This window comes from Bradyrhizobium sp. MI1.11 (assembly GCF_055811255.1).
In genome coordinates, this window is the sequence record NZ_JBVVPM010000087.1 from 1 (window position 1) to 21,547 (window position 21,547).

Here is a 21,547-nt window from a genome sequence, read left to right on the forward strand (position 1 = left end):
GACCTGGGGGGCGGCGTGGTGGGGCATCTGCTGCTGGAGGGCCATCCGGCAGTGGCGGCGGATCCGGCGGAGCGGCCGGTGGCAAAGGACCTTTCGCGACGGGAGGGAACTCCGGAGATCCGACCGCATATGGAGGGGTCGATTGTGCAGATGAAGAAGACGACGAGCGGAGGCACAAGCCCGAGTGCGAGCGAGCCGCCACTCGACTTTCGAGCGCAACCCGCTCCGAGCATTAACAACGGTTCGACCCGCTGTTGTTGCATGCTGAGCAGCCTGGCCCAATGGAGCGTGCCGCGCCTGGGCACATGAGTACTCTATTAACGCGCCGCCGCATCGTTATCGGCAACGCAGCATCCGAATGTTAGTCGCGTTTTTCTCTGATTGCATATTTTTTTGCCCACCATCGAAGCTGGCGGAATTCTCGCGGACATATTGCCAGGAGACCTCACATGAAAATCTGCGCTCGAGTGGACAACCCCGCTGCTGTTCTTCGCCAGCGTCTCGAAGCGCTTGCCTCCCAACTCGCGGAACTTGAGAGTCTCAGGGACCGAGTGGATCGAGAAGAGAACCATCAGCGCGAGCTGCGCCGGTCGGGCTATCTCGGACGGCGCGCGAGCTCAGAGCGCAACCCTGCAACGTCGCAGATTTAAAGCTTATGCCTGCTCCGCCTGGTCGCAACCCATCAAATTATTCAGCGAGAGTCCGAAAGCGAACGGATGGTTCGAATTTAATCGATCATATTTGGCTCGGCGGGGGGCGAGCGGTTCATCCGCAGCAGCATTCCGTCACGCCGAGAACAGGGGCGCTAGTTTTCTGGCGCTGTACGTGCGGGGAGCGGGGGGTCTTCAATCTACTAACTAGTTTCGCTTGAAAGGATGAAAGCTCGTGAATGATGCCAATGTGAAAGTCGAAACGCAGGCCGATCCGGTGAATGAGAACGCGAATGGTGCAAAACCAAGGTTCGATTTGCCGCTTTTGAATTTCCAGGAACTCCTCCGTGGCTTCGCCGAGCAGGGCGCCGCACAGACCAAGAAAAATATCGCGAGCATGAAAGCGACTTCCGAGGAGATCAGCGACATTCTCCGTGAAGCCTGCTCGATGAACGCCAGAGGGGCCGTTGATTACGGCGCCAAGGTCATCGAGATTTCCAAAGACAATACCAGCGCCACCCTGGAGTTTTTATCCCGGCTCGCTGAGACTAGGTCGCTGCTGGATATCGTGCATCTTTCGACCGCCCGAAGCCGCGAGGCTTTCGAAGTTGTCTCCGCACAGAATCGGGAGCTTTGGGAGCTCGCGCAGAAAGTTGCGATCGAGACGACCGAGCCCATCAAGACCAGCTTCAACAGAGTGCTGCACAAGGCCGTCTGAACCGAGGCTACCGGCCGCGCGGATCGACTGGACAGGCGTTTCCGCGACGAGGGGACGCTCGGTCCAGTCGATGGCGGGCCAGCGTGCTCAGGGTCCGCAACAGATTGCAGGAAACGAAGATGGGTGTGGTAATGATCAAATGCCCGGAAACGGGCGACGCTATTTCGACGGGTATCGAGACTGATCGCGAAAGGTTTCGCTGCAGCGCGGTATTCTTCTCGCGCACCTATTGTCGGGTCTGCGCGGCTACACACGAGTGGTTCGCGCGAGAGGCCTGGGTCTACGAGCCTGCCCTGGATAGTCGGTCGCCGGGCGGCTGGCGGGCGTCTCGCGCCGGCGCGGCTTGAATAAGTCCTGCTCCGCCACGCGAAATTATCCGATCGATCCTGCGGCTCATCACCTTGTAGCACTCGCATGCCACGGCTTCGAGCCGCGGCCGGTCAATCTCGAGCTGACCCCGGCGGTTGGATTTCAACGCTCTTGACGCGCGCAACGCCCTCACAACATGCGTGACCGTGGTGCGTCGGACGCCCAGTAGCTCCGACATAGTCTCCTGGGTCAAGGGGAGGAGATTGCTGCCATTCGCCCGGTCGTGAATTTGAAGCAGCCAGCAGGCCATCCGGGCTTCGACGGAATGCAGTGCATTGCAAGCCGCGACGTGCTGAACCTGCGTCAGCAGCGATCTCGTGAAAATCTGCACCATGGATGCGATCGCGGCGCTGCGCCCCAGAGCTGACAAAAATTGCGCCGCCGGAATCTGCAGCACGGGCCCCGGTACGCGGACGACTACCGTCACGGATGAGTGGGATGTGCCAAGCGCCAACGTTAGACCGATCGCACCTTCACGACCGATCACCGCTATGGCGGCAGTCTGCCCGTTCGGCAAGTCCACGATGTAGGAAATCGCGCCGCCACAGGGGAAGAGAAGGTGCTCGATTCGATCTCCCGATCGGACCAGTACGGCGTCGCGCTTGAGTACGACTTTCCGCAGGTGAGGCGCAAGCAAAGCGAAATCCGCCGCCGGCAACGCTGCTAACAATCGATTACCAACTCTTGTCGCGTGGTCCATCATGGGATTCGTCCCCCACGGAGGTCCGGCGCTAGGTCTCCTGCCGGCTGGTGCCGGCTGGTCTGCACTACTCAACAGCGCTCCAATCGATCACCGGAGATATGGTTCCAATTGGGAGTCGTGCGTGTGCGACGGCACCGCCACGCACGATCCCGCTAGATCCTGCGATTGGCTCCAACTGGAGACCGGCAGGCTCGCGGCATTGCAGTTGATGTCGGCCACGCCTATCGCTCGTCCGCCTTCTCGGGAACCGGAAAGAGTGTCATCGAAGCGGACGCTCTATGCCTGTGCGACGGATGCCAATTTTCGGCCGAGTATGCTCAGGCGGCGACCGCCTAATCATTGAACGTTCTTAACTCGTGGCTGACTCTTAATCAGCGGGTCCCAGGTTTGGGCCCCGCCCACCGCACCTCGCAAAGCCTTAGGCCGATCCACGGTTTGAGAAGACCGAACTAAAACGGTTTTTCAAACGGTGCTTTTTGGATCCCACCGGACGGTTGCTCCCGACAACGTGATCGGCGGTGCCGGTGACAAAGCGGCTCGCCGAGCGGCTTCCCCACTAAGTCACCATTTGCCGAACGAGTGTGCCGCAAGTTCGAACGACCCTGCTATTGAGCAGATCGGCCCTTGGTGCGGCTTCCTATTTTAGGCGAATTGCTTGTGACGTTCACGGAGGGAATCCATCCACAGGGTGAGATCCTGCACGTGCTTGAACATATCTTCGGGAGGCGGCGAAGCGGCATTTCGCCCGCGGGAAAGATCGTGAGCGTCCGTGATATCGCAACAAAGTTTGAATCCTGCCTCCCAAGCGGTGACGTCAGCGGCTTTCGGGTGCGGCGCTTCAGCGCCTGCTGGAGACGCGCGACGCGCTGGCGCGTCAATCTCGTCGCCAAGGCCTTGCGAGAAAGCAACCAGATCAACGACGAAATCAGCCGCGCTCTTGGTTGTGACTCCGCATCCTCGTTTTCGCAGGCTTTCACCCGTCACATAGCTGGGCGCCTGGCCCGTGTCGCAAAGGCTTTCACCTGTCAGACGTGGTCCAATGATTGTCTGTCGCGTATGCTTCTGACACAAATTTACAGGCCGAATCTACCGAATGCGCAACGTCTGGAACAGTCTGACGATCCGTCCCATCGGTATGAATTGCCGGCGGTTCGTCTCAAAGTATTTGATTAGCTCGTCGAGTTCGTCTTGCGTGGGCTGTCGGTTACGCTCTTTGCTCTTTCCAACCAATTGAGGTGACTTAACGCGACGCGTGCGAGGCGGGCTTCCTCGGCTGAAATCTCGACACCGTGCACGGCGGCGGCGTGCGTTATGATTGTACGGAGAAGGACAAATCGATTGCCAGTGTCGCGGGGGCCAGCGCCCAGCTTGGCGCGCTTTCTTCCGAACTCGATCAGCGACTCTCTGTTGAGAGCGGGCAGCTTCACACTGCCGAGTTCGGTCTTGAGCTAGGCCATCACAGCAGCTTTTGATCGGCGAGGGGGCTTACCGACCTCGCGCATGTCTTGGTCGTGCAAGTCAATCAGATCGCCAAACGTGCGAACGTTCCGGACCACGCGTGGCTTCGACGATCCATTACGGTCAATGTTGCGCTCCATTTCGAGCGCCCATTCTTCCTTCGCCATCCTTGCGTCTTCGGAACGTCTCGGCCACATAACGGGTCTTGCGCCGGACTTGGACGCGCCGGTTTCCGGATGCAATTTGTGTAGGTCGCCACGCGTGTGCACTCCGGCTTTCGTGTGCACGACGTGTGCACCGGGAGATCCAGAAAAATCCATTAGGCGCAAGCCTGCAGGGCCCGCCCTTTCATGCCAATGAAACAGCCTTGACGTTCGGAAGCTTTTGACGCGAAGCAGGCCTGCGAACGATGCTACTTGCCTTCGTTCCAGATATCGGTGGCGAGCTTCCAATCATTTCCGACCTTTTCCCAAACCACGACATATTTTCCAGTCACTTCCTGTGGTGTCGGTCCCTTGGTCTTCAGCACGAAGGTGCCGATCTCGCGTGCCGCCATAGGGCCAAGCGGCTTAACGTCAACGGTGGTAAGTTTCGGATCGCCAACTTGCTCCGCCATGCCTTTCCACATTGTCTCGATGGCTGCTCGGCCCTGCACCATCGCAGAGCCGGGCGGGAATGCAGTCGCATCCGTGCTGTAGAGTGACCCAATTCCAGAGAAGTCGCCCTTGTTGAACATTTCAATCCATTTGGCGTTGATCACTTCAATTTCGGCCTTCTGGGCCGATGCTAGGCCGGTCAACGAAATCACGAATGCGATCACCAGTGCTATGCTGCGCATGATCATCTCCAATTCTGATGTAGATACGAATGCGAGCGGCAATTGTCCTGACGTCGAGTGGATGCGCTGAACGCCGCATCCCAGACCGCGTTTGGCGAAACAGCAACTCCGGAGGACTACCGTCAACAACATTGACAGGTAAGAACAAGGCCGCACCGGGTGCGATCGAGCGACGAGGTTGATTGCTCGTTATCGAAGGTTCACCGATAGAGTGACAGGCCGCAAGCCACCGGTCCAACAAAGAGCGTTCCCATGTTGCTGAACGTCGTACTTCGACTGAGAAGGGAGAAGTGCCACTCTTGATGTGCCTGATCGCATTCTGCCCTTGAGGCGCGGTCGATACTCCGACAAGGGATCGCTTTGTAGCGATGTCATGGAAGCCCGCGCCTCACCTCGTGGAGATTAGTAGCCGAGCATCAAGCGGCCACCCCGGCGCGTCTTGTGGCGGGCAGTCTTACAGGCGGACACCGGTTGTAGCAAACGCTTGGGCAACTGGTTTCTGCACCTGATCCAAGAGCGCCATTGCTGCAATTGCGATCACAACGGCAGCAGCGCAACCGAGCAGAAAAGCCTTCATGCGCGAACTCCATCATTTACAAGCGGTACTCATCTTACGATGCCGCTTCCTGTGAGTAACTGTGGCGAACGATCTCAAGCTCGCCCGCAGTTGCTGCCGGCTCTAGGGGCTCTTAAAAACCGGGTCGATCGAAAATGCATCGCTCATCAACCCCAGCGATTGAAGGTCGGCGCTTTGCAAGTCCACTTCCAATATGACGAGGAGCAGCATGAGCACGACAACCGTAAAAGCGAGCAGAGGCGAGGCTTTTCGGGTAGCTGGCTCTGGAGCGATCAAGAACACGCGCATGGCGCGTAGCCATGAGATCATCCGCAGCAATGGCCTCGATTGCCCCAGCATGCCTTCTTCCTTGACATGACGAGCAAAAACCAAGGCTAGGACTCGCGCTGCCGCGATTCAAGGGAAGATTGCGGGCGGCGGGCGAACTGACGCAGTGCGCGTCGAGGAACGGATACCGATCCTTCCTCGTTGAAGCTTGCGCCCCAGAAGGAGGATCTGGCCGTGAAGGCACTGACATCCATACTATGCCTGGCAGCGGTCGTGGCCTTCGATAGTGCGCTCGCCCAATCCCGTCAGACGGGGGCGCCTGCGCCACAGACGGTTCCCGAAGAGAGGGGCCAGCCGCAGCCACAGGGCTGGACCGGCCCGGTTAATACGGGTTCGGGCGGCGCGCCCGCCGAGAGTCCGCAGGGCCAGAGCCCGCCCGGGATGCAGGCGGCGCCCGAGGGCTCGTCCAAGAAAGTCGTGGCGCCGAAGAAGTAAGCGCGGTGCCGCGGACACTTATTTCGGGCATTCTTGACGGCATAGAGTGACCATGGCTGGCAGTGATTGATGCGATGGGCTTCGTGCGCCCGGGTTGCCGCAACCCTCCTGGAGATTGTTGCTGCGTCAGCGGCGCACGCGCAGCTTGCGGGTCACGGCGGCCCCGTCCGTGCGCTCGCCGTTTCGGCTGATGGCGACAGCCTGTTGTCGGGCAGCTTCGACACTTCCGTCATCCGCTGGTCGCTTAAGACCAACGCGGCGGGCGAGGTGCTAAGGTATCATGCGGACGCCGTTAACGCCGTTGCTTTCCTGCAGGACGGCCGCATGGTCACCGCGGGGTCCGACGCCCGGCTGGCGGTATGGACAGCCGGTCGCCAACAGCCTGATCAAGTCCTCGAGGGGCATACCGCTCCCGTCGTGGCAATCGCCGTGGCGTCGGACGGATCGAGCCTCGCCTCGGCCTCTTGGGACCATAGCGTGCGCCTTTGGTCGTTGGCTGATGGCGCCGCCCGGGTGTTCGAAGGTCACGCGCAGAATGTGAACGGTGTGGCCTTCGCTCCGGACGGCATGTCGCTCGTTAGCGTCGGCTATGATCGTGCGTTGCGCATCTGGCGCTTGCCCGAGGGCCGGCCTGAGACGGTGGAATTGCCAGCGCCATTGAACGCCGTCGCCATCGCGCCCGATGGCGAGATCGTCGCGGCAGGGGCTGACGGCAAGCTGCGCATGTTGACGAGGGACGGGGAGCTGGAGGGCCAGGTGGCCGCGGGCTTGGCACCGATCGTCGCTTTGGCGCTTTCCGATGAAGGGATGCTGATCGCCGCCGCAGGCATCGACGGCACGGTTGCCATTGTGCAGCGCAAGCCGCGGAGAGTGTTGCGGACGCTCGTGGGCCCCGTTTTCCCGATCTGGTCGGTCGTGTTTCTGCATGATGCAGCAACGCTCGTGACCGGAGGTGCGGACGGAAAGATCCGGCGCTGGAACGTGTATACCGGTGAGCCCGTCGATTCGAACCTGTTCGGGACATCAGCGGATCCGCTGGCCGCTTATGCGGGCGATCATGGTGCCGATATTTTTCGCGCTTGCGTTGCCTGCCACACGCTGTCGGACAAGGAGCCGCAACGTGCAGGGCCAACGCTTGCCGGATTGTTCGGACGGAAAATCGCCTCGCTCTCGGGCTATCGGTTTTCCGAGGCGCTCAAGACGATGGATATCGTCTGGAGCCCCGAGACCGTCGCAAAGCTGTTTGAAGTCGGGCCCAACGCCTACACGCCGGGAACGAAGATGCCGGAGCAGCGCATCGGATCGGCCGAAGACCGCCGGGCGTTGACCGACTTCCTGGCCCGGGCGACCTCGCAATAGGCGAGGCCCTAACCTGGACGAGGGACGTCGCGCCTACGTCTTGCTGTCCGGCCGGCGCAAATAATCCTCGGTGGTTCGGGGCGGCGCGCGTTCGGGCACGCCCTCAAACGGATCGAACCGCTGTTCGCTCATCACGATCACACGGCAATCCGCGCACATCCTGACGGCGTCGAGGCGCTTGGTGCCGGCCGGATACATCCAATGCCGGCCCTCGAGCTTGGCCACTATGCGATCGATCGTGCTCTTGACGCCGAACGGCGCGCCGCAGCGGATGCAAAGGGCAGGCTCTTCCTCCTTGATCACAATCGCCGGCGCGCGGCCTGCGCGGAAATCGATCTGGGGCTTCAGCGTGATGACCTTCTCGGGACAGGTGCTCTGGCAGAGACCGCATTGCACGCAGGCATCCTCGACGAATTTGAGCACTGGACGGTCGGGATCGTCGCGGAGCGCGCCCGTCGGGCAAACGGAAACGCAGGACAGGCACAGCGTGCATCCACCGGTATCAACACTCACCGCGCCAATCGGAGCGCCCTGAGGCAAGGCAATGACGTCGACCGGCTTCGGTGCGAGCCGATGCAGTTCGCCCAACGCGAAGCGAAGCAGGTCGCGCCGCTTGCCGACTGTCTTGAAGGTCGCAGGCGTGTTCACCGCAGCAAGCTGCTCGATGCTCCTCAGTTGCTCCAGCATCGAATCCGGATCGTCAGTTTCGATCGCAGTAACCCGGCGCTCTTCAAATCCGAGGCCCGCAAGGATGGTCTCTGCCATGTCGATCGTTTGGGTCAGTCCAGCCACGTCATGCCGTGGCTTGCCGCGGAGCAAAAACCGGAACGCGGCCGCTCCGTAGGCAAAGGCACCGATGACAGCCTCAAGCCCAACCTGCGTCACCTCGTTGACGGCCAGAGGGATGACGTGGGCAGGCAGGCCATCGCCGTGCCGCGCCAGCGCGTCGATCAACGGCGTGCCGCGTTGGCGGTCGTGCAGCAACAGCACGGGGTTCGATCCACCCGCCTGATGATAGGCGAGCAGCATGGCGCGGATGGTCTGAAGCTGGGTGTCCGCGGGCGGCAACGCGTAGGACGCGGCGCCCGTCGGGCAGGCGGCGGCACACTGGCCGCAGCCGGCGCACATCTCGGCATCGACGGCCACATGGTTGCCGGCTGGCGTGATCGCATTCGTCGGGCATAGATCAAGACAGCGATGGCAGCCAGTCAGATTCGAGCGTGAATGGGCGCAAAGATCGGGCGTGAACTCGACATATCTAGGCTTGTCAAAACGCCCGACGAGATCGCGCGCGCTCAGGACGGCGCGGAGCATGGCGCCTGGCTCCCTGGGATCGGCCCGCAAGTAACCGTCGCGCAGATCATGCGTCTGGAACAGCGGCCTCTCTCCCGATAGGTCAAGGACGATGTCGCAACGCGAGGTGGCGCCGTTGCGTGGAGTTTCAAAGACGTAGTGATCGCGCGAGGAGGGGTGCGGGCGAGCGTAGTCATCGATGGTGAGCTCGAAAGCGCCAAAATGTCCTCTGGCGTTACGGATGGTTCCTTTAACGACCGGGAAGGGCGTTGCCACAGGCGAGATGATCGCGCCCGGCTCCCTCAGCATCACGGTCACATCGAGGTGATCCGAAAGCAGCAGCCCGGCTTCGATCGCCGCCGCGTCCCGGCCATAGATCAGGATGACGCCGTCGCTGGCAAGCGTGACAAGTGGATAATCGGGCGCCTGCACGGCGCTGGCTGCGAGCAGCGCTGCCATTTTGGGGCCCGCATGCGTGCCTTCGGTCGACCAGCCTGCCGTCTCGCGAATGTTCACGAAAGCAATCGGCGCGGAACGATCGCCGGCTTGCTCCGCAAACAAGGATTGCTGATACGTGCAGGCAACGGTCAGAGGGCCCTCTGCCTTTGCGCATGCGCCAAAGTGGTCGAGCTCGGCGCCGCACAGGTGACGAAAACTCCTGATGTCGCCATTGCCGCATCCGCGCTTGATCGCGGCCACGTCAAGCCGCATCGTGTCTTCACACGAGCAAATCAGGATGGTCTTCGCTGGCTGCTCCAGGTTCATCCCTCCGAGAAGGCGACGAATGACGGGCTCGCTCCGATCCTTCGCTTCGTATAGATATTGTCAATCGGGAAAAAGGAGAAATTGGAGGAAGGCCTGCGGTCGATCCCAACCAGCCTCGCTTCTACGGCGGAATGGATCCAATTGCCGCCGCCCTTTGCCTTGGTCCGGTTGCGCGAGAGCGGAGACGCGTTCGCCCATGCATGCTGCATTGCACCCGAAAGCGGTGCCGGCACGCTGGTCTATGTAGGGCGGTTCGACGTCGCCGAGTTCGCGGTGGTGCTGGAGCCGACGGAGCCGCTGACCACCGCACGCCGCGCCTTTTACGCCGGCATGGTCGCCCTGACCGACGCCCTGCGCGCCTGTGCGCCGCCGGCCAAGGAGGTTGCGATCGGTTGGCCCGATGCGGTGAGGATTGACGGTGGACTCGTAGGGGGACGGCTTGGCTGGCCTGCATCCGCGGACGAGGATGAGCCGCCGGATTGGCTCGTATTTGGGGCCATGATTCGAACAGTCATGATCAACGATCATGATCCCGGTGTTCGCCCGCTTGCCTCCGCCCTCGATGAGGAAGGGTTCGGCGAGGCCGGCGCTGTACAGATGACAGAGAGCTTTGCGCGGCACCTGATGCGGGCGATCGACAGTTGGCAGGTCGATGGATTTGACAGCGTCGCGCGCGAATATCTCAGCCGTATCCCTCGCGAGCGGCAAACGCTCCGACGCATCGATGATCGCGGCGATCTGCTCACGCGCCGCACGGGTCGTGATACGACCGAGCGGGCAGCTCTCGTCGACGCGCTGGCCTCGCCATCCTGGCTCGATCCGACGCTTGGAGGGCCGAGGCGGTGAAAAAGACTATCAAACTTCTACGCACGATCGCCCTGGATCCCTCCGACACCTTCGTGTTCGACGTGCCGGCAATGCCAGGCGAGTGGGCCGTCTCCGGCGCCTTCCGCTTCTGCGGTCAGGATCCGGCGGAGCTGAGCCGAAAGGCACGTGCCGCCTTCCGCAGCGGCTTTCTTGGCGTGCAATCCTGGGGATGGTCGACGCTCGCGCAGATCGTTCCGGCAACCGAGGACGATTGCCAGGTGCTGATCGAGCTCCTTGCCAGACAACTTGTCGATCGGTTCGGCGCACCGGACATGGCAATTGCGAGGGCCGCTGCGGAAGAGGAAGTCACCTTTGCACAGTCGCTCTGCTCGCACCCGGTCAGCTCGCTCATTGCGGTCCACCGCTCGGGCGGCGACGGCGACGTCCACGAGAGCTTCCGTAAGCTGCAATTGCGGGAAGGGCAGCGGCACGGCAAGGCATTCTCGTTCATGGAAATCGAGGATGATGTCAAAGCCGACAGCGATCTTAACTGATGGGGGCCAGGAGCGGCTCCTCCGATGAGTGATTTTTGGATCGCATGCGGCCATCATCTGCTCGATCGCGACGAGAGCGGCGGGCTTCGTGTCACCGACGAATTCTTGAAGGCTTATTTTGCCCGTCCCGAGCTGATGCCGCCGAAGGACGCGTGCCCGGTCGAACAAAGACTGCATCGTGAGATGCTTGCTGATCCGCGCCGGGCGGTCGCAGCCGACGAGGTCGCTGCGATCGCCGATGAGGACGCGCGGGAGAACTGGCGCTTCGTGGTGGGGTTTCGCGATCTCATGTTGCGGCACCCGACGCTCGAAGCTGCGTATCTCGCAGTTCTGAGTTCGTCGTCAAACGTCCTGCCGCCGCTGTTCATCAATCAGCTCGTGCATGTGATCTTGCGCAATGCGCTTGACGCCAACGACGATGTGTTCGTGCTGCGCGCCGCCGAGCTGTTTTTCCGGCCGCAGCGGATCCTTCCACATGAACAGGCCTTGCTGCTTGGCGATGAAGAGGTTGTCGGCGATCGCAGTCCGACGCCTATCTTGTCGCTGATCTCGATGCTGGGCACCAAGACTGACGCCCAGCTCGATGTGCTGAGCGAGGAAAATGCCGAGAGTTATTGGCAACGCAGCGACCAGTTCGATATGGCCCTCGATCTCACCGCGGGTGGGCGAGGCCCTCGCGCGCTGGCACAGGCGATGACGCGCTGGGTCTCCCATCTGCTCGGGATCGATGTTCGCATTGAACCGCTGACGGAACTACGCGAGGTAAAGCTGGCCTGGTATATCGGGTTGGACGCTGACGCCACCAAGATGGGCGATCGGCTTTGGCATGGCGAGGAGCTCGACGGGCTCAGCGCAGGGCGAGTTCTTTCGCTGTTTCGCCTGACCTTTGCGGATCCTCAACTCGCCCTAGAGACCTTGCGGGGCGAGCCGGTCTATCTGATCCTAGCGATGACAGCCGATCGGAAGCTCCGCATGAAACCGCAGAACCTGTTGAGGGGACTCCCGATCAGGCGCCTGGAGGCCATCTCATGAGTGTTGCCCTGCCACTCCAGCGTATTCCCGTCGGTATCGTCGTCGAACGGCGCAAGGTGGATTCGCCGTGGGGCGATTTCATCTGGCGGAGCGCCGCCGTGTTGCCTGACAAACCGGACACGGAGCCCTGGACAATCTTGCGCGAACAGGGCGGCACCACCTGGTTCTATGCCGGCAGCGCAACGGTTGATCTGTACGTGTCGGAAACTGCGCGTTACCGCGACAATATTGCCTCCGGCACGCCGAGCCTCTGGGTGGTCTTGAGCCCATCCGAGGGAGCTTGGCCTTATGCGATCGCCGCCACGACCGCTGATCCCGCGGAAGGAGAGGGGTTTACCGAGGCCGCTGACAATCTGGTTGAAGCCGTACCGATGCCCGAGGTAGTGCGCGAGCTGATTGAAAGCTTCATTGCCGAACACCACGTCGAGCGAGAGTTCGTCAAACGCGAGCGACGGCGCGCCGACCCCGAGGCTTTGGCGCGTCGGCAGCATGAAGGCGGGCAAGAATGACTGAGGAAGAGTTTCTCGCACGTTGGTCCCGTCGCAAGCGCGAGTCGAATTCGAACGTTCCGCCAGCGGAAACAGCCGGGCCGGCCGGTGCAGCCGCGGTGCCATCCGCCGCGGCCGAGCCCGAACCGGACGTGGATCTCGGCAGCTTGCCGTCGATCGACGCGATCGCGGCGGGAACCGACATCACCGCGTTCCTGCGCAAAGGTATTCCGCCCGAATTGATGCAAGCGGCCCTTCGCCGCGCCTGGACGGCCGATCCGGCGATCCGCGATTTCGTGGGGCTCGCCGAGAACGCCTGGGACTTTAACGATCCGAATGCCATGCCGGGCTTTGGACCGCTCGATTGCTCGCAGGCGGAGCTGGCAGCCTGGGTCGACCGGATCGTCGGGGGTCTGCGTGACGCCGCAGAGACTCAGCCTGACACGCCGACGCAATTGCAGAAGTCCTCGGACGTTCCGAATGGGGATATTGTGCACTCCGCTGGGCTTACCGAGACGCCTGATGAAGCCGGTCCCACAGAGATCGCGGCTCCCGTTGCATCGCAACCGGCCATAGAGCCCGATACTGTTCCGCGCCGCGTACATGGCAGTGCCCTGCCTCAATAGTGTTGCTACCAAAGGCTATAGCCTCAACCTATTGAGCGGCGATTGACCGTCTGCGGAACCAGGTCTAGGTTTGCTAGCGCTTTGTTGCGCAAGTAAAATTGCTCGCTCGAGGGTCTCAGGCAACGGAGGTCCATGTGCGTGACGCCGGGCTCTATCGCGCCATTGACGCCGCAGGCGGCGTGGCCCAGCTTGCGCGCAAAATCCACATCAGCCAGCCCTCGATTTCGAACTGGAGCAAGATACCCGCTCAGCGGGTGATTGCGGTCGAAGCTGCAACAGGTGTTCCTCGGGCCGAGCTGCGGCCTGATCTCTATCCCGATCACCATCACGAACACACGGCATCGCAAGACAGCATCGATCCGATCGATGTTGCGCGAGCGCAGGAATATGTCCTTCTCGCCGCCTTGCTCGCAGCTGCGCCGTCCAAGCGCTTGCTCGATCGGCTTACGGGTTTGAGCGGAGACGGCACGCCACTCGGTCAGGCTCACGCCGGCTTGGCGGAAGCCGCTTCGCACACGACCGCAGCTCAGGTCGAACGTGAATATTTCGACCTTTTTGTCGGTCTCGGCCGCGGTGAGTTGCTGCCCTACGCCTCCTACTATTTGACCGGCTTCCTCAACGAGCGGCCGTTGTCACGTTTGCGGACGGATCTCGCGGAGCTCGGCATCGCGCGCGCCGAGGGCAATTCCGAGCCTGAGGATCATGCCGCCATCCTCTGCGCGATCATGGCCGGAATGGCTGATGGCCGCTGGGAAGCGCCGTTCGTTGCGCAGCGTGCGCTGTTCGAGAAACACGTTTCGTCCTGGATGGGACGTCTGTTTGGCGACATGGAGCAGGCGGCGAGCGCAAGGTTCTACCGCACGGTCGGCACGTTCGGCCGCCTGTTTATCGAGATCGAGAGGCAAGGATTTTCGTTCGCGAAGTGGCCATGCGAGGCTGGTCCGGGAGAGGTGCGATGAGCGATGAAAAGAAAGCGATCGTCGGACGGCGCGACTTCCTCCGCAGGGTTGGCATCGGCACGGTAGGCGCTGGGGCCATGTTGGCGACGCCACTCGTCGGTTCCGCGCAGGCCGACAGCGAGAATGACGATGAGAAGCGCAAGTCGCGCTACAAGGAATCCGATCACGTGAAGGCCTATTACCGCGTCAACCGCTATCCCGCCTGAGGGAGGCCGCCCGTGCTTATCAAGCGAACACAAGAGCATTCCGGATCCGTCCGCCGCGGCTCGGTCGCCGACACCATGGCAAGGCAGACCGGCGGTCTCGATCGCCGCGCCTTCCTGCGCCGGTCCGGTCTTGCGGGTGGCGCGCTCGCAGCACTCGGGACCATGCCGATTTCCGGCGTGCGCAAGGCGGAAGCGGCCGTGGCGGGTCCGCTGACCGCCGGGGCCACCGTCAAGAAAAGCATCTGCACGCATTGTTCGGTCGGATGCACCGTGACCGCGGAGGTGTTGAACGGGGTCTGGATCGGCCAGGAGCCGAGCTGGGATTCCCCCATCAATCGAGGATCTCATTGCGCGAAGGGAGCTTCCGTACGCGAGCTGGTGCACAGCGAGCGGCGTTTGCGCTATCCGATGAAGCTCTTAAACGGGCAATGGACGCGCGTCTCCTGGGAGACTGCGATCAACGAGATCGGCGACAAGATCATCGAAGTTCGCGAAAAATCGGGTCCCGATTCCGTTTATTGGCTCGGCTCGGCCAAGATGACCAATGAAGGCGCTTATCTGTTCCGCAAGCTCGGGGCGTTCTGGGGCACCAACAACACCGACCATCAGGCACGCATCTGCCATTCGACCACTGTCACCGGCGTCGCCAATACTTGGGGCTATGGCGCGATGACCAATAGCTACAACGATATCCGCAACGCCAAGACCCAGATGATCATGGGCGGCAATCCGGCCGAGGCGCATCCGGTTTCGTTGCAGCATCTGCTCGAGGGCAAGGAACTGCAAAAGGCCAACTTCATCGTCATCGACCCGCGCATGACACGCACCGCTGCGCACGCCACGGAATATGTGCGGATGCGTCCGGGCACCGACATTCCGGTGCTCTACGGCATCATGTGGCACATCCTTCAGAACGGTTGGGAGGACAAGGAATTCATCAGGCAGCGCGTCTACGGCTTCGACGATCTCCGCAAGGAAGTGGAGAAATGGAATCCGAATGAGGTGGAGCGCGTCACCGGCATTCCAGGCGAACAGCTCAAGCGGGTCGCCAAGCTGTTCGCCACCGAGAAGCCGTCGACCTTGATCTGGGCCATGGGCCAGACCCAGAAGACCGTCGGCACCGCCAATGTGAGGGCGAGCTGCATCCTGTTGCTCTTGACCGGCAATGTGGGTGGACCGGGCATGGGTGCCAACATCTTCCGCGGCCACGACAACGTGCAGGGGGCGACCGACGTTGGGCTCGATATTGTGACGTTGCCGTTCTACTACGGTCTCGCCGAGGGCGCGTGGAAGCACTGGTCGCGGGTCTGGGACGTTGACTACGAATTCCTGAAGTCGCGCTTCGATTCCAAGCAGATCATGGAGACTCCCGGCATTCCTCTGACCCGCTGGTTCGAGGCAGTAACGCTGCCGAAAGATCAGGTCGCTCAGAAGGACAACGTGCGGGCAGTGTTCGTCCAGGGACACGCCAGCAACAGCATCACACGCATTCCGGAGTCTCTCAAAGGCCTGAAGGCGCTGGACCTGCTTGTCATTGCCGACCCGCATCCCACGACCTGGGCATCGCTGGCGGTCGAGGCCGGCCGCAAGGATGGCGTCTACATTCTTCCGGTGGCCACGCAATTCGAGTGCAAGGGATCGCGCGTCGCCTCGAACCGCTCGCTGCAATGGGGCGAGCAGATCGTCAAACCGATCTTCGAATCCAAGGACGATCTCGAGGTCATCTATCTGATGGCCAAGAAGCTCGGCTTCGCCGACCAGATGTTCAAGAAAATCAAGGTCGAGAACGATCTGCCTGAAGCAGAAGATGTGCTGCGCGAAATGAACCGCGGCAGCTGGTCGACCGGCTATTGCGGGCAATCGCCTGAGCGGCTTAAGGCGCACATGAAGAATCAGGCGAAGTTCGACATGCTGACGATGCGAGCCCCCAAGGACGATCCAGAGGTCGGTGGCGATTATTACGGTCTGCCGTGGCCATGCTGGGGCTCGCCGGAGGTCCGGCATCCCGGCACGCCGCTGCTCTACAACACCAATCTCGCGGTGATGGACGGCGGCGGCACGTTCCGGCCGCGCTTCGGTATCGAACGCGAGGAGAAGCTGCCAGACGGGTCCACGCGCAAGGTCAGCCTGCTGGCCGACAAATCGTACTCTAAGGATTCCGAGATCCAGGACGGCTATCCCGAATTCACGCTGGCGAGCCTGAAGAAGCTTGGCTGGGACACGGATCTCACCGAAGCGGAGATGGCCACGATCATGAAGATCAATCCGACCAATCCGGATTCGGTGTCCTGGTCGCTCGATCTCTCAGGGGGCATCCAGCGGGTCGCGCTCAAACACGGCTGCGTGCCGTACGGCAACGGCAAGGCACGCATGAACGCCTTCGGCCTGCCCGATCCGATTCCGGTCCATCGCGAGCCGATCTACACGCCACGTGTAGATCTTGTCGAGAAATATCCGACGCTGCCCAATGCCAAGCAGTTTCGCATGCCCAACATCGGCTTCTCGGTGCAGAAGGCTGCTGTGGAGAAGGGGATTGCCAAGCAGTTCCCGCTCATCCTCTCGTCGGGCCGTCTGGTCGAGTATGAGGGGGGTGGGGAGGAGACGCGTACCAATCCGTGGCTTGCCGAACTACAGCAGGAGATGTTCATCGAAATCAACCCGGCCGATGCTGCTGATCGCGGCGTCAAGGATGGCGGCTGGGTCTGGGTCACCGGCGCAGAGAACAATTCCAGAGCGAGGATGAAAGCGCTCGTCACCGAGCGTGTCGGCAAGGGCGTCGCCTGGATGCCCTTCCATTTCGGCGGCTGGCTGGCAGGGAAGGATCTTCGCAGCGCCTATCCGAAGGGGACAGATCCGATCGTTCTCGGCGAAAGCGCGAACACCATCACGACCTACGGATATGATCCCGCGACGGGCATGCAAGAACCGAAGGTCACTCTTTGCCAAATCGCGGCGGCATAAGGAGCAACGACGATGGCCCGTATGAAATTCCTCTGCGACGCCGACCGTTGCATCGAGTGCAATGCCTGCGTCACCGCCTGCAAGAACGAGCATGAGGTGCCCTGGGGTATCAACCGGCGCCGCGTGGTCACCATACATGATGGCAAGCCAGGCGAGCGTTCGATCTCGATGGCCTGTATGCACTGCACCGACGCGCCCTGCGCAGCCGTGTGCCCCGTGAACTGTTTCTACACCACCGCCGATGGCGTGGTGCTGCACTCCAAGGACCTCTGCATCGGCTGCGGCTATTGCTTCTACGCCTGTCCGTTCGGCGCGCCGCAATATCCCAAGGTCGGGAACTTCGGCTCACGCGGCAAGATGGACAAATGCACCTACTGCGCCGGCGGCCCCGAGGCCGATGGCAGCAAGGAGGAATACGAGAAGTACGGCGCGAACCGGCTGGCGGAGGGCAAGTTGCCGCTGTGTGCCGAAATGTGTTCGACGAAGTCATTGCTCGCCGGCGACGGGGAGATCATCGCCCAGATCTACAAGGAACGCGTGATGAAGCGCGGCTACGGCTCCGGCGCGTGGGGCTGGAAGACCGCGTATCGCGAGACGATCGAGTCCTGACGCGGACGACAGTCAAGGACGCGATACCGGGAGGCGCAGATGGCGTCATTTGGAAGATTCATTCGCCTGGCATTTAGCGCATGCGCACTGCTTCTGGTGATCATGGCGGCTCCAGCGAGCACCCAGCAGGTCAATCCGACCGCAAGCTCCGTCAAGGAGCAGCAGTTGCTGCAGGAGCTGAACCGAATCCAGGGCCGTGTCAGCATTCCGGATCAGAGATCGGGCGTGCTTGAGCAGCCACAGGGACGCGAATGGCGGGAGTTTCGCAATGTCACGCTGCGCTGGATCGGGGGCGTCGCGATTATCGGCATGCTGGCTTTGCTCGTGATCTTCTATCTCACCCGTGGCATGGTGCGGCTTGAAAGCGGGCGATCGGGGCGCACCATTGTGCGCTTCACGCTGTTTGAGCGCTTCGTGCATTGGATGACAGCGACCTGCTTCATCATCCTCGCCATCTCGGGTCTGAACATCACCTTCGGGCGGCCGTTGTTATTGCCGTTGATCGGTTTTGAAGCGTTCTCCGAATGGTCACAATGGGCGAAGTATGCCCACAACTATCTGAGTTTCCCGTTCACCGTCGGCGTCGTCCTGATCTTCCTGATGTGGATCGCGGGAAATCTTCCGAACAAGGTGGACGTCGCCTGGATCAAACGGGGAGGGGGCATTGTCGGCCATGATCATCCACCGGCCTATCGCTTCAACGCCGGCCAGAAGATGATTTACTGGATCGTCGTAATCGGGGGCGGCCTCGTTGCAGCGACGGGATACGAGCTGATGTTCCCGTTCTACGTCAGCGGCATTGAAGGCATGCAGATGGCCCAGATCATCCACTCCGTGGTTGCCGTGCTATTCGTGGCCGCAATGATAGCGCATATCTACATCGGCACGATCGGGATGGAGGGGGCTTTCGAGGCCATGGGTTCGGGTGAGGTCGACCTCAACTGGGCACGCGAACATCATAGCCTCTGGCTCGACGAACAGAGTGGGCGAACCGGGCCGAACGATCAAAAGCCGCAACCAGTGACCGCTGCGGCGGAATGAGGGGGAGCGGCTGAAGAGGGCCGGTCAGGTGTGCTCTATTGCGTGCGCCCTCTGGCAAACAGAACGGACCGGTCCTCGATCTCCTGCTCGGCCAGCGTGCTCGCCTGGGCTGTCTGCAGCTCTTGAATGTTTGGCATGCCGCTCTGTGCAGAGTGAAGAAGTGCATGCGGTCTGAGCACGCTGGTCGCCGCACCGATGACGAGCAGGGCCGTGACGAGCGAAAGCATAAGGCGTTTCATTCGACATCTCCGTCCGGTGTTGTATCCGCCAAGACGGCGTAGGCTCTAATTGGTCCCGGTGATGTGAGCCGCCTCACATCGTTCGAGCCTTTTTTCCGGTTCCGACGGCTGAACGAAGGTCGGGCAGTCCATCGATGGTTTGCGCCGCCAAACAAGAAGTATGGACCGCGCACGTGTTCCGGAGCTTAGAAGGGCCGAAGGTCCAACAATGGAAGACAGCTGCGAGTTGCCGACCTATATCGCCATCTCATCTTGCCCTGTCACGACACCTGGAAGGTCGCAATCATGTCGGACGGACAGCAAGATGCGGGGAGGTGATCGGAGCGATCGTGGGCCGGCTGCGCACCGAGTACGACTTGAAAAAACTGAACCAGCGGCTTCACGCGTACTCAGGTCGTCCAGGACCTCGCCAAACTTCCGTATCACGGTTGCGTTTCCGAAGTGGCCCATCGCCGCATCCCCGCTGCGGCTGAAGGCGACCGCGCTGAGAGCTTTCGCGAAAGCGCCTCGGCCTTTATCACAGAGGTGTAATCAGGCCAGCAAGGCCGCGTCCCTCCGCCATCCCGCTGCCGCAGGAACCTTGGACCTGCTTGCCCCTCACGGGCAGCGCGGGCCGCGCCGTCCGGGGCGGCCCCATCGCTGACGATGGCGAGAACAACGTTACCAGGGCTTTTCAGCCAGGAACGGAGCCGGGAGCTCAACATGGCCATGGAAGATCGCGAAACCTTCAGCTTGATCGGAAGCGACAAGGTCGAAGGCATTGAACGTCTACGGGGCCGACGGGGAAAAGGTGGGCTACATCGAGCGGGTCATGATCGACAAGGTCAGCGGCAAAGTGTCGTACGCGGTGCTCAGCTTCCGGGGGGCTGCTCGGCATTGGCGACGATCACTATCCGTTGCCATGGCAGGCGCTGAGATACGACATCAACCTCGGCGGCTACGTCACCGGCATCACCCAGGACCAGCTCCGCGGCGCCCCGAAATACGCCGACGAGAGCAGCTGGAATTGGAGTGACCCCGCGACCACGCGCTCCGTGAAGGCTTACTACGGTGTGCCGGTGGGCTGAGGCGCACGACATTTGCGGGTCGACGCACTTACCGTCACGCGAGACGACCGCATCGGTCGCCGAGGCGAGTAATGCCATTCGTGTTCTGGTCGTGGAGGATGAAGCTCGGATCTGCAGCTTGACCGAGGACGCCTTTTCGACGGCGGTTTCGAAGTGCCTACTTGGTCAATTCGGGGGGACGGTCGCGCGGACGACGAACGGGCCGCGCGAGTAGCCGGCGGAAACCGAGGCTCGCAATCCTCGACCTGCGCCTCGAGGAGCCCGTTCGCGACAATGAGCGCCTTGACCGCCTCCCGGGTGTCTCGACCGCAGGCAGCGATGGCCTCGTCAGCGGCAGCCTCCAATTCGAACGGTACCGATCGGGATGGCTCCCGATCCCGATTCACTAACCCAAGTCTACCTAAGTATGGTCACTTCATACCTGTGCGCGATGGCGCCGACCAAGGGCTAATGTTACCGATACATCCAGACTGAAAAGCAACGGAACCGGCCCTGCGAGCCGGCAGTTGCGGGACGAGACCGGCGGCGTAGCGCCCGCCGGCCCTTCTCCCGATCTAGCGGCGCTTCGCCGCTCAACTGACGCTTACGGCCGTAGTTAGTGCAGAGAGTCCGCCATGAGAAACATCGCCGACCTCCTGATGCGGTTCAGACGGGGAAGCCAACGCGTGTCCAATACTCAGGTTGCAGCTATGGCTGAAAACCAAGATCGATCCAGCATGGCTGATTTTGTCCGGATCCTGCAGGCCTACGATCAAGCCCAGTAGGGCAGGGGTTTGGTGCGAGCGCGTCAGTCCGTGATGCGGACGTCCGAGCAAACCAAAGCCAAGACCTCACACCACACCGCGTCCAGCTGTTTATGCCTAGCATGTCCGTTCAGGGTCAAACGGCGACAAGAGCAGAAGACATTTGCAGCTTCGGGCAAACTGCGGAAGTCACTCGGCTCCAGCCTTGGTTCAGTTCGGCGCTGATGTCAGTCAGCCCCAACGGTTCGGGCGCCGCATACAATGAAACGAGCGCGGGATTCTGCTAGGCCCGGGCCGGGCCCAGCAACCGCCTGCTGAGACATCCAATGACTTCGCACCCTTGCATTGGCCCCCGCGCCGCGCTGCCAGCAACATGAACCGCCTGCATGTCCTGTCCCTGCAAGGCACCCGCCGCATTGACAACGACATCAACGCCGGCAAGAGCGTCCTCCCATTTCGAAGCGTCGGTGGTCCGACCATATCGAGGGTGATGTGGTGCGTATCAGGTGCCGCCGGGTGGCGCGATACCAATACGCATTCGGGCCCTTCGGCGGACGGTCTGGCCTGGATTGCCGATCGAACAAGCCCCGTGCCACCAACGAGACGGATGCGCATTGACTGGTCCTTCGATCGGCGGCGGCGGCTTGTAACCCTACGCGGTAGGCCGCAGCGCGCTGATCTTTCCAGTTAACCGTTAGAGCTCGTCGGACTCCTCGGTTTTCG

The 21,547-nt window shown here is 61.4% G+C and carries 22 protein-coding genes and 1 pseudogene; 16 read left to right on the top strand and 7 right to left on the bottom strand.

Annotated elements, in window-relative coordinates; all coding sequences use genetic code 11:
• Together AC0L30_RS40040 and AC0L30_RS40045 are read left to right on the top strand one after the other, a co-directional pair.
• On the top strand, nt 1-309 hold a 309-nt coding region (locus tag AC0L30_RS40040; protein ID WP_473406559.1), incomplete at its 5' end, for a hypothetical protein.
• A 576-nt stretch (nt 310-885) separates the two neighbouring features.
• Entirely contained in the window at nt 886-1,368 is a 483-nt protein-coding gene (locus AC0L30_RS40045) for a phasin family protein (RefSeq protein ID WP_473406560.1), read from the top strand.
• Nucleotides 1,369-1,648: 280 nt separating this feature from the next.
• Here the strand turns inward: AC0L30_RS40045 and AC0L30_RS40050 are convergent, their stop codons facing one another.
• Nucleotides 1,649-2,440, bottom strand: a complete 792-nt coding sequence (locus AC0L30_RS40050) for a Crp/Fnr family transcriptional regulator (protein WP_035992968.1) — start codon at nt 2,438-2,440, stop codon at nt 1,649-1,651.
• Between the two features lie 624 nt (nt 2,441-3,064).
• On the opposite strand from AC0L30_RS40050, the gene AC0L30_RS40055 reads away from it, so the two are divergent.
• On the top strand, nt 3,065-3,613 hold the full coding sequence (locus AC0L30_RS40055) for a helix-turn-helix transcriptional regulator (RefSeq protein WP_198288336.1): 549 nt from the start codon (nt 3,065-3,067) through the stop codon (nt 3,611-3,613).
• 275 nt (nt 3,614-3,888) lie between these two features.
• On the opposite strand, the gene AC0L30_RS40060 is transcribed toward AC0L30_RS40055, so the two are convergent.
• From AC0L30_RS40060 to AC0L30_RS40075, 4 genes are all read right to left on the bottom strand, one after another.
• Complete coding sequence (locus AC0L30_RS40060; RefSeq protein WP_245285875.1) at nt 3,889-4,065, bottom strand: hypothetical protein; 177 nt, start codon at nt 4,063-4,065, stop codon at nt 3,889-3,891.
• A 245-nt stretch (nt 4,066-4,310) separates the two neighbouring features.
• Entirely contained in the window at nt 4,311-4,736 is a 426-nt protein-coding gene (locus AC0L30_RS40065; protein WP_007592779.1) for a YybH family protein, read from the bottom strand.
• A 454-nt stretch (nt 4,737-5,190) separates the two neighbouring features.
• A complete protein-coding gene (locus tag AC0L30_RS40070; RefSeq protein ID WP_007592777.1) occupies nt 5,191-5,313 on the bottom strand; it encodes a hypothetical protein in 123 nt (40 codons plus the stop codon).
• Nucleotides 5,314-5,415: 102 nt separating this feature from the next.
• Nucleotides 5,416-5,685 (bottom strand): hypothetical protein, encoded by a 270-nt coding sequence (locus AC0L30_RS40075; RefSeq protein ID WP_473406561.1) that lies wholly within the window; start codon nt 5,683-5,685, stop codon nt 5,416-5,418.
• Nucleotides 5,686-6,144: 459 nt separating this feature from the next.
• On the opposite strand from AC0L30_RS40075, the gene AC0L30_RS40080 reads away from it, so the two are divergent.
• A complete protein-coding gene (locus AC0L30_RS40080; protein WP_473406562.1) occupies nt 6,145-7,434 on the top strand; it encodes a c-type cytochrome in 1,290 nt (429 codons plus the stop codon).
• A gap of 33 nt (nt 7,435-7,467) precedes the next feature.
• Here AC0L30_RS40080 and AC0L30_RS40085 read toward each other — a convergent pair whose 3' ends face one another.
• Nucleotides 7,468-9,438 carry a 4Fe-4S binding protein gene (locus AC0L30_RS40085; protein ID WP_473406563.1) on the bottom strand — a complete coding sequence of 657 codons (1,971 nt, stop codon included), beginning with the start codon at nt 9,436-9,438 and terminating at the stop codon, nt 7,468-7,470.
• Between the two features lie 195 nt (nt 9,439-9,633).
• Between AC0L30_RS40085 and AC0L30_RS40090 the strand changes: the two genes are divergently transcribed.
• The 10 genes from AC0L30_RS40090 to AC0L30_RS40135 all read left to right on the top strand — a co-directional run bounded on the left by AC0L30_RS40090 (nt 9,634) and on the right by AC0L30_RS40135 (nt 18,775).
• Nucleotides 9,634-10,338, top strand: a complete 705-nt coding sequence (locus tag AC0L30_RS40090) for a biotin/lipoate--protein ligase family protein (protein ID WP_473406564.1) — start codon at nt 9,634-9,636, stop codon at nt 10,336-10,338.
• Nucleotides 10,339-10,346: 8 nt separating this feature from the next.
• Entirely contained in the window at nt 10,347-10,853 is a 507-nt protein-coding gene (locus AC0L30_RS40095; protein ID WP_473406570.1) for a DUF6505 family protein, read from the top strand.
• Nucleotides 10,854-10,877: 24 nt separating this feature from the next.
• On the top strand, nt 10,878-11,885 hold the full coding sequence (locus AC0L30_RS40100) for a DUF6352 family protein (RefSeq protein ID WP_219680077.1): 1,008 nt from the start codon (nt 10,878-10,880) through the stop codon (nt 11,883-11,885).
• A complete protein-coding gene (locus tag AC0L30_RS40105) occupies nt 11,882-12,394 on the top strand; it encodes a DUF3305 domain-containing protein (protein WP_473406565.1) in 513 nt (170 codons plus the stop codon). Before AC0L30_RS40100 ends, AC0L30_RS40105 begins: the two co-directional genes overlap by 4 nt.
• Nucleotides 12,391-12,999, top strand: coding sequence for a DUF3306 domain-containing protein (locus AC0L30_RS40110; RefSeq protein ID WP_473406566.1), 609 nt, complete (start codon nt 12,391-12,393; stop codon nt 12,997-12,999). The genes AC0L30_RS40105 and AC0L30_RS40110 overlap by 4 nt, the downstream gene beginning before the upstream one ends.
• 134 nt (nt 13,000-13,133) lie before the next feature.
• The gene (locus AC0L30_RS40115) at nt 13,134-13,958 is read left to right on the top strand and encodes a molecular chaperone TorD family protein (RefSeq protein ID WP_219680068.1); all 825 of its coding nucleotides are present in this window, start codon (nt 13,134-13,136) and stop codon (nt 13,956-13,958) included.
• Nucleotides 13,955-14,164, top strand: coding sequence for a twin-arginine translocation signal domain-containing protein (locus tag AC0L30_RS40120; RefSeq protein WP_219680064.1), 210 nt, complete (start codon nt 13,955-13,957; stop codon nt 14,162-14,164). The genes AC0L30_RS40115 and AC0L30_RS40120 overlap by 4 nt, the downstream gene beginning before the upstream one ends.
• Before the next feature lie 12 nt (nt 14,165-14,176).
• Nucleotides 14,177-17,125 carry a formate dehydrogenase subunit alpha gene (locus AC0L30_RS40125; RefSeq protein ID WP_473406567.1) on the top strand — a complete coding sequence of 983 codons (2,949 nt, stop codon included), beginning with the start codon at nt 14,177-14,179 and terminating at the stop codon, nt 17,123-17,125.
• A 12-nt stretch (nt 17,126-17,137) separates the two neighbouring features.
• On the top strand, nt 17,138-17,734 hold the full coding sequence (gene fdh3B, locus AC0L30_RS40130) for a formate dehydrogenase FDH3 subunit beta (RefSeq protein ID WP_473406568.1): 597 nt from the start codon (nt 17,138-17,140) through the stop codon (nt 17,732-17,734).
• 39 nt (nt 17,735-17,773) lie between these two features.
• Nucleotides 17,774-18,775, top strand: a complete 1,002-nt coding sequence (locus AC0L30_RS40135) for a formate dehydrogenase subunit gamma (RefSeq protein ID WP_473406569.1) — start codon at nt 17,774-17,776, stop codon at nt 18,773-18,775.
• A 35-nt stretch (nt 18,776-18,810) separates the two neighbouring features.
• On the opposite strand, the gene AC0L30_RS40140 is transcribed toward AC0L30_RS40135, so the two are convergent.
• The gene (locus AC0L30_RS40140) at nt 18,811-19,014 is read right to left on the bottom strand and encodes a hypothetical protein (RefSeq protein WP_007592755.1); all 204 of its coding nucleotides are present in this window, start codon (nt 19,012-19,014) and stop codon (nt 18,811-18,813) included.
• Between the two features lie 702 nt (nt 19,015-19,716).
• On the opposite strand from AC0L30_RS40140, the pseudogene AC0L30_RS40145 reads away from it, so the two are divergent.
• Nucleotides 19,717-20,081, top strand: a pseudogene (locus AC0L30_RS40145) (PRC-barrel domain-containing protein).
• A 614-nt stretch (nt 20,082-20,695) separates the two neighbouring features.
• Nucleotides 20,696-20,845, top strand: coding sequence for a hypothetical protein (locus AC0L30_RS40150; RefSeq protein WP_198288232.1), 150 nt, complete (start codon nt 20,696-20,698; stop codon nt 20,843-20,845).
• The last annotated feature ends 702 nt before the right edge of the window (nt 20,846-21,547 follow it).

What these genes read in the sequence shown, in the direction of transcription:
- AC0L30_RS40050 (WP_035992968.1), bottom strand. Translation starts at nt 2,440, where the DNA reads ATGATGGACCACGCGACAAGAGTTGGTAATCGATTGTTAGCAGCGTTG.
- AC0L30_RS40060 (WP_245285875.1), bottom strand. Translation starts at nt 4,065, where the DNA reads ATGGCGAAGGAAGAATGGGCGCTCGAAATGGAGCGCAACATTGACCGT.
- AC0L30_RS40065 (WP_007592779.1), bottom strand. Translation starts at nt 4,736, where the DNA reads ATGCGCAGCATAGCACTGGTGATCGCATTCGTGATTTCGTTGACCGGC.
- AC0L30_RS40070 (WP_007592777.1), bottom strand. Translation starts at nt 5,313, where the DNA reads ATGAAGGCTTTTCTGCTCGGTTGCGCTGCTGCCGTTGTGATCGCAATT.
- AC0L30_RS40080 (WP_473406562.1), top strand. Translation starts at nt 6,145, where the DNA reads ATGCGATGGGCTTCGTGCGCCCGGGTTGCCGCAACCCTCCTGGAGATT.
- AC0L30_RS40085 (WP_473406563.1), bottom strand. Translation starts at nt 9,438, where the DNA reads ATGCGGCTTGACGTGGCCGCGATCAAGCGCGGATGCGGCAATGGCGAC.
- AC0L30_RS40100 (WP_219680077.1), top strand. Translation starts at nt 10,878, where the DNA reads ATGAGTGATTTTTGGATCGCATGCGGCCATCATCTGCTCGATCGCGAC.
- AC0L30_RS40105 (WP_473406565.1), top strand. Translation starts at nt 11,882, where the DNA reads ATGAGTGTTGCCCTGCCACTCCAGCGTATTCCCGTCGGTATCGTCGTC.
- AC0L30_RS40110 (WP_473406566.1), top strand. Translation starts at nt 12,391, where the DNA reads ATGACTGAGGAAGAGTTTCTCGCACGTTGGTCCCGTCGCAAGCGCGAG.
- AC0L30_RS40120 (WP_219680064.1), top strand. Translation starts at nt 13,955, where the DNA reads ATGAGCGATGAAAAGAAAGCGATCGTCGGACGGCGCGACTTCCTCCGC.
- fdh3B (WP_473406568.1), top strand. Translation starts at nt 17,138, where the DNA reads ATGGCCCGTATGAAATTCCTCTGCGACGCCGACCGTTGCATCGAGTGC.
- AC0L30_RS40135 (WP_473406569.1), top strand. Translation starts at nt 17,774, where the DNA reads ATGGCGTCATTTGGAAGATTCATTCGCCTGGCATTTAGCGCATGCGCA.
- AC0L30_RS40140 (WP_007592755.1), bottom strand. Translation starts at nt 19,014, where the DNA reads ATGAAACGCCTTATGCTTTCGCTCGTCACGGCCCTGCTCGTCATCGGT.
- AC0L30_RS40150 (WP_198288232.1), top strand. Translation starts at nt 20,696, where the DNA reads ATGAGAAACATCGCCGACCTCCTGATGCGGTTCAGACGGGGAAGCCAA.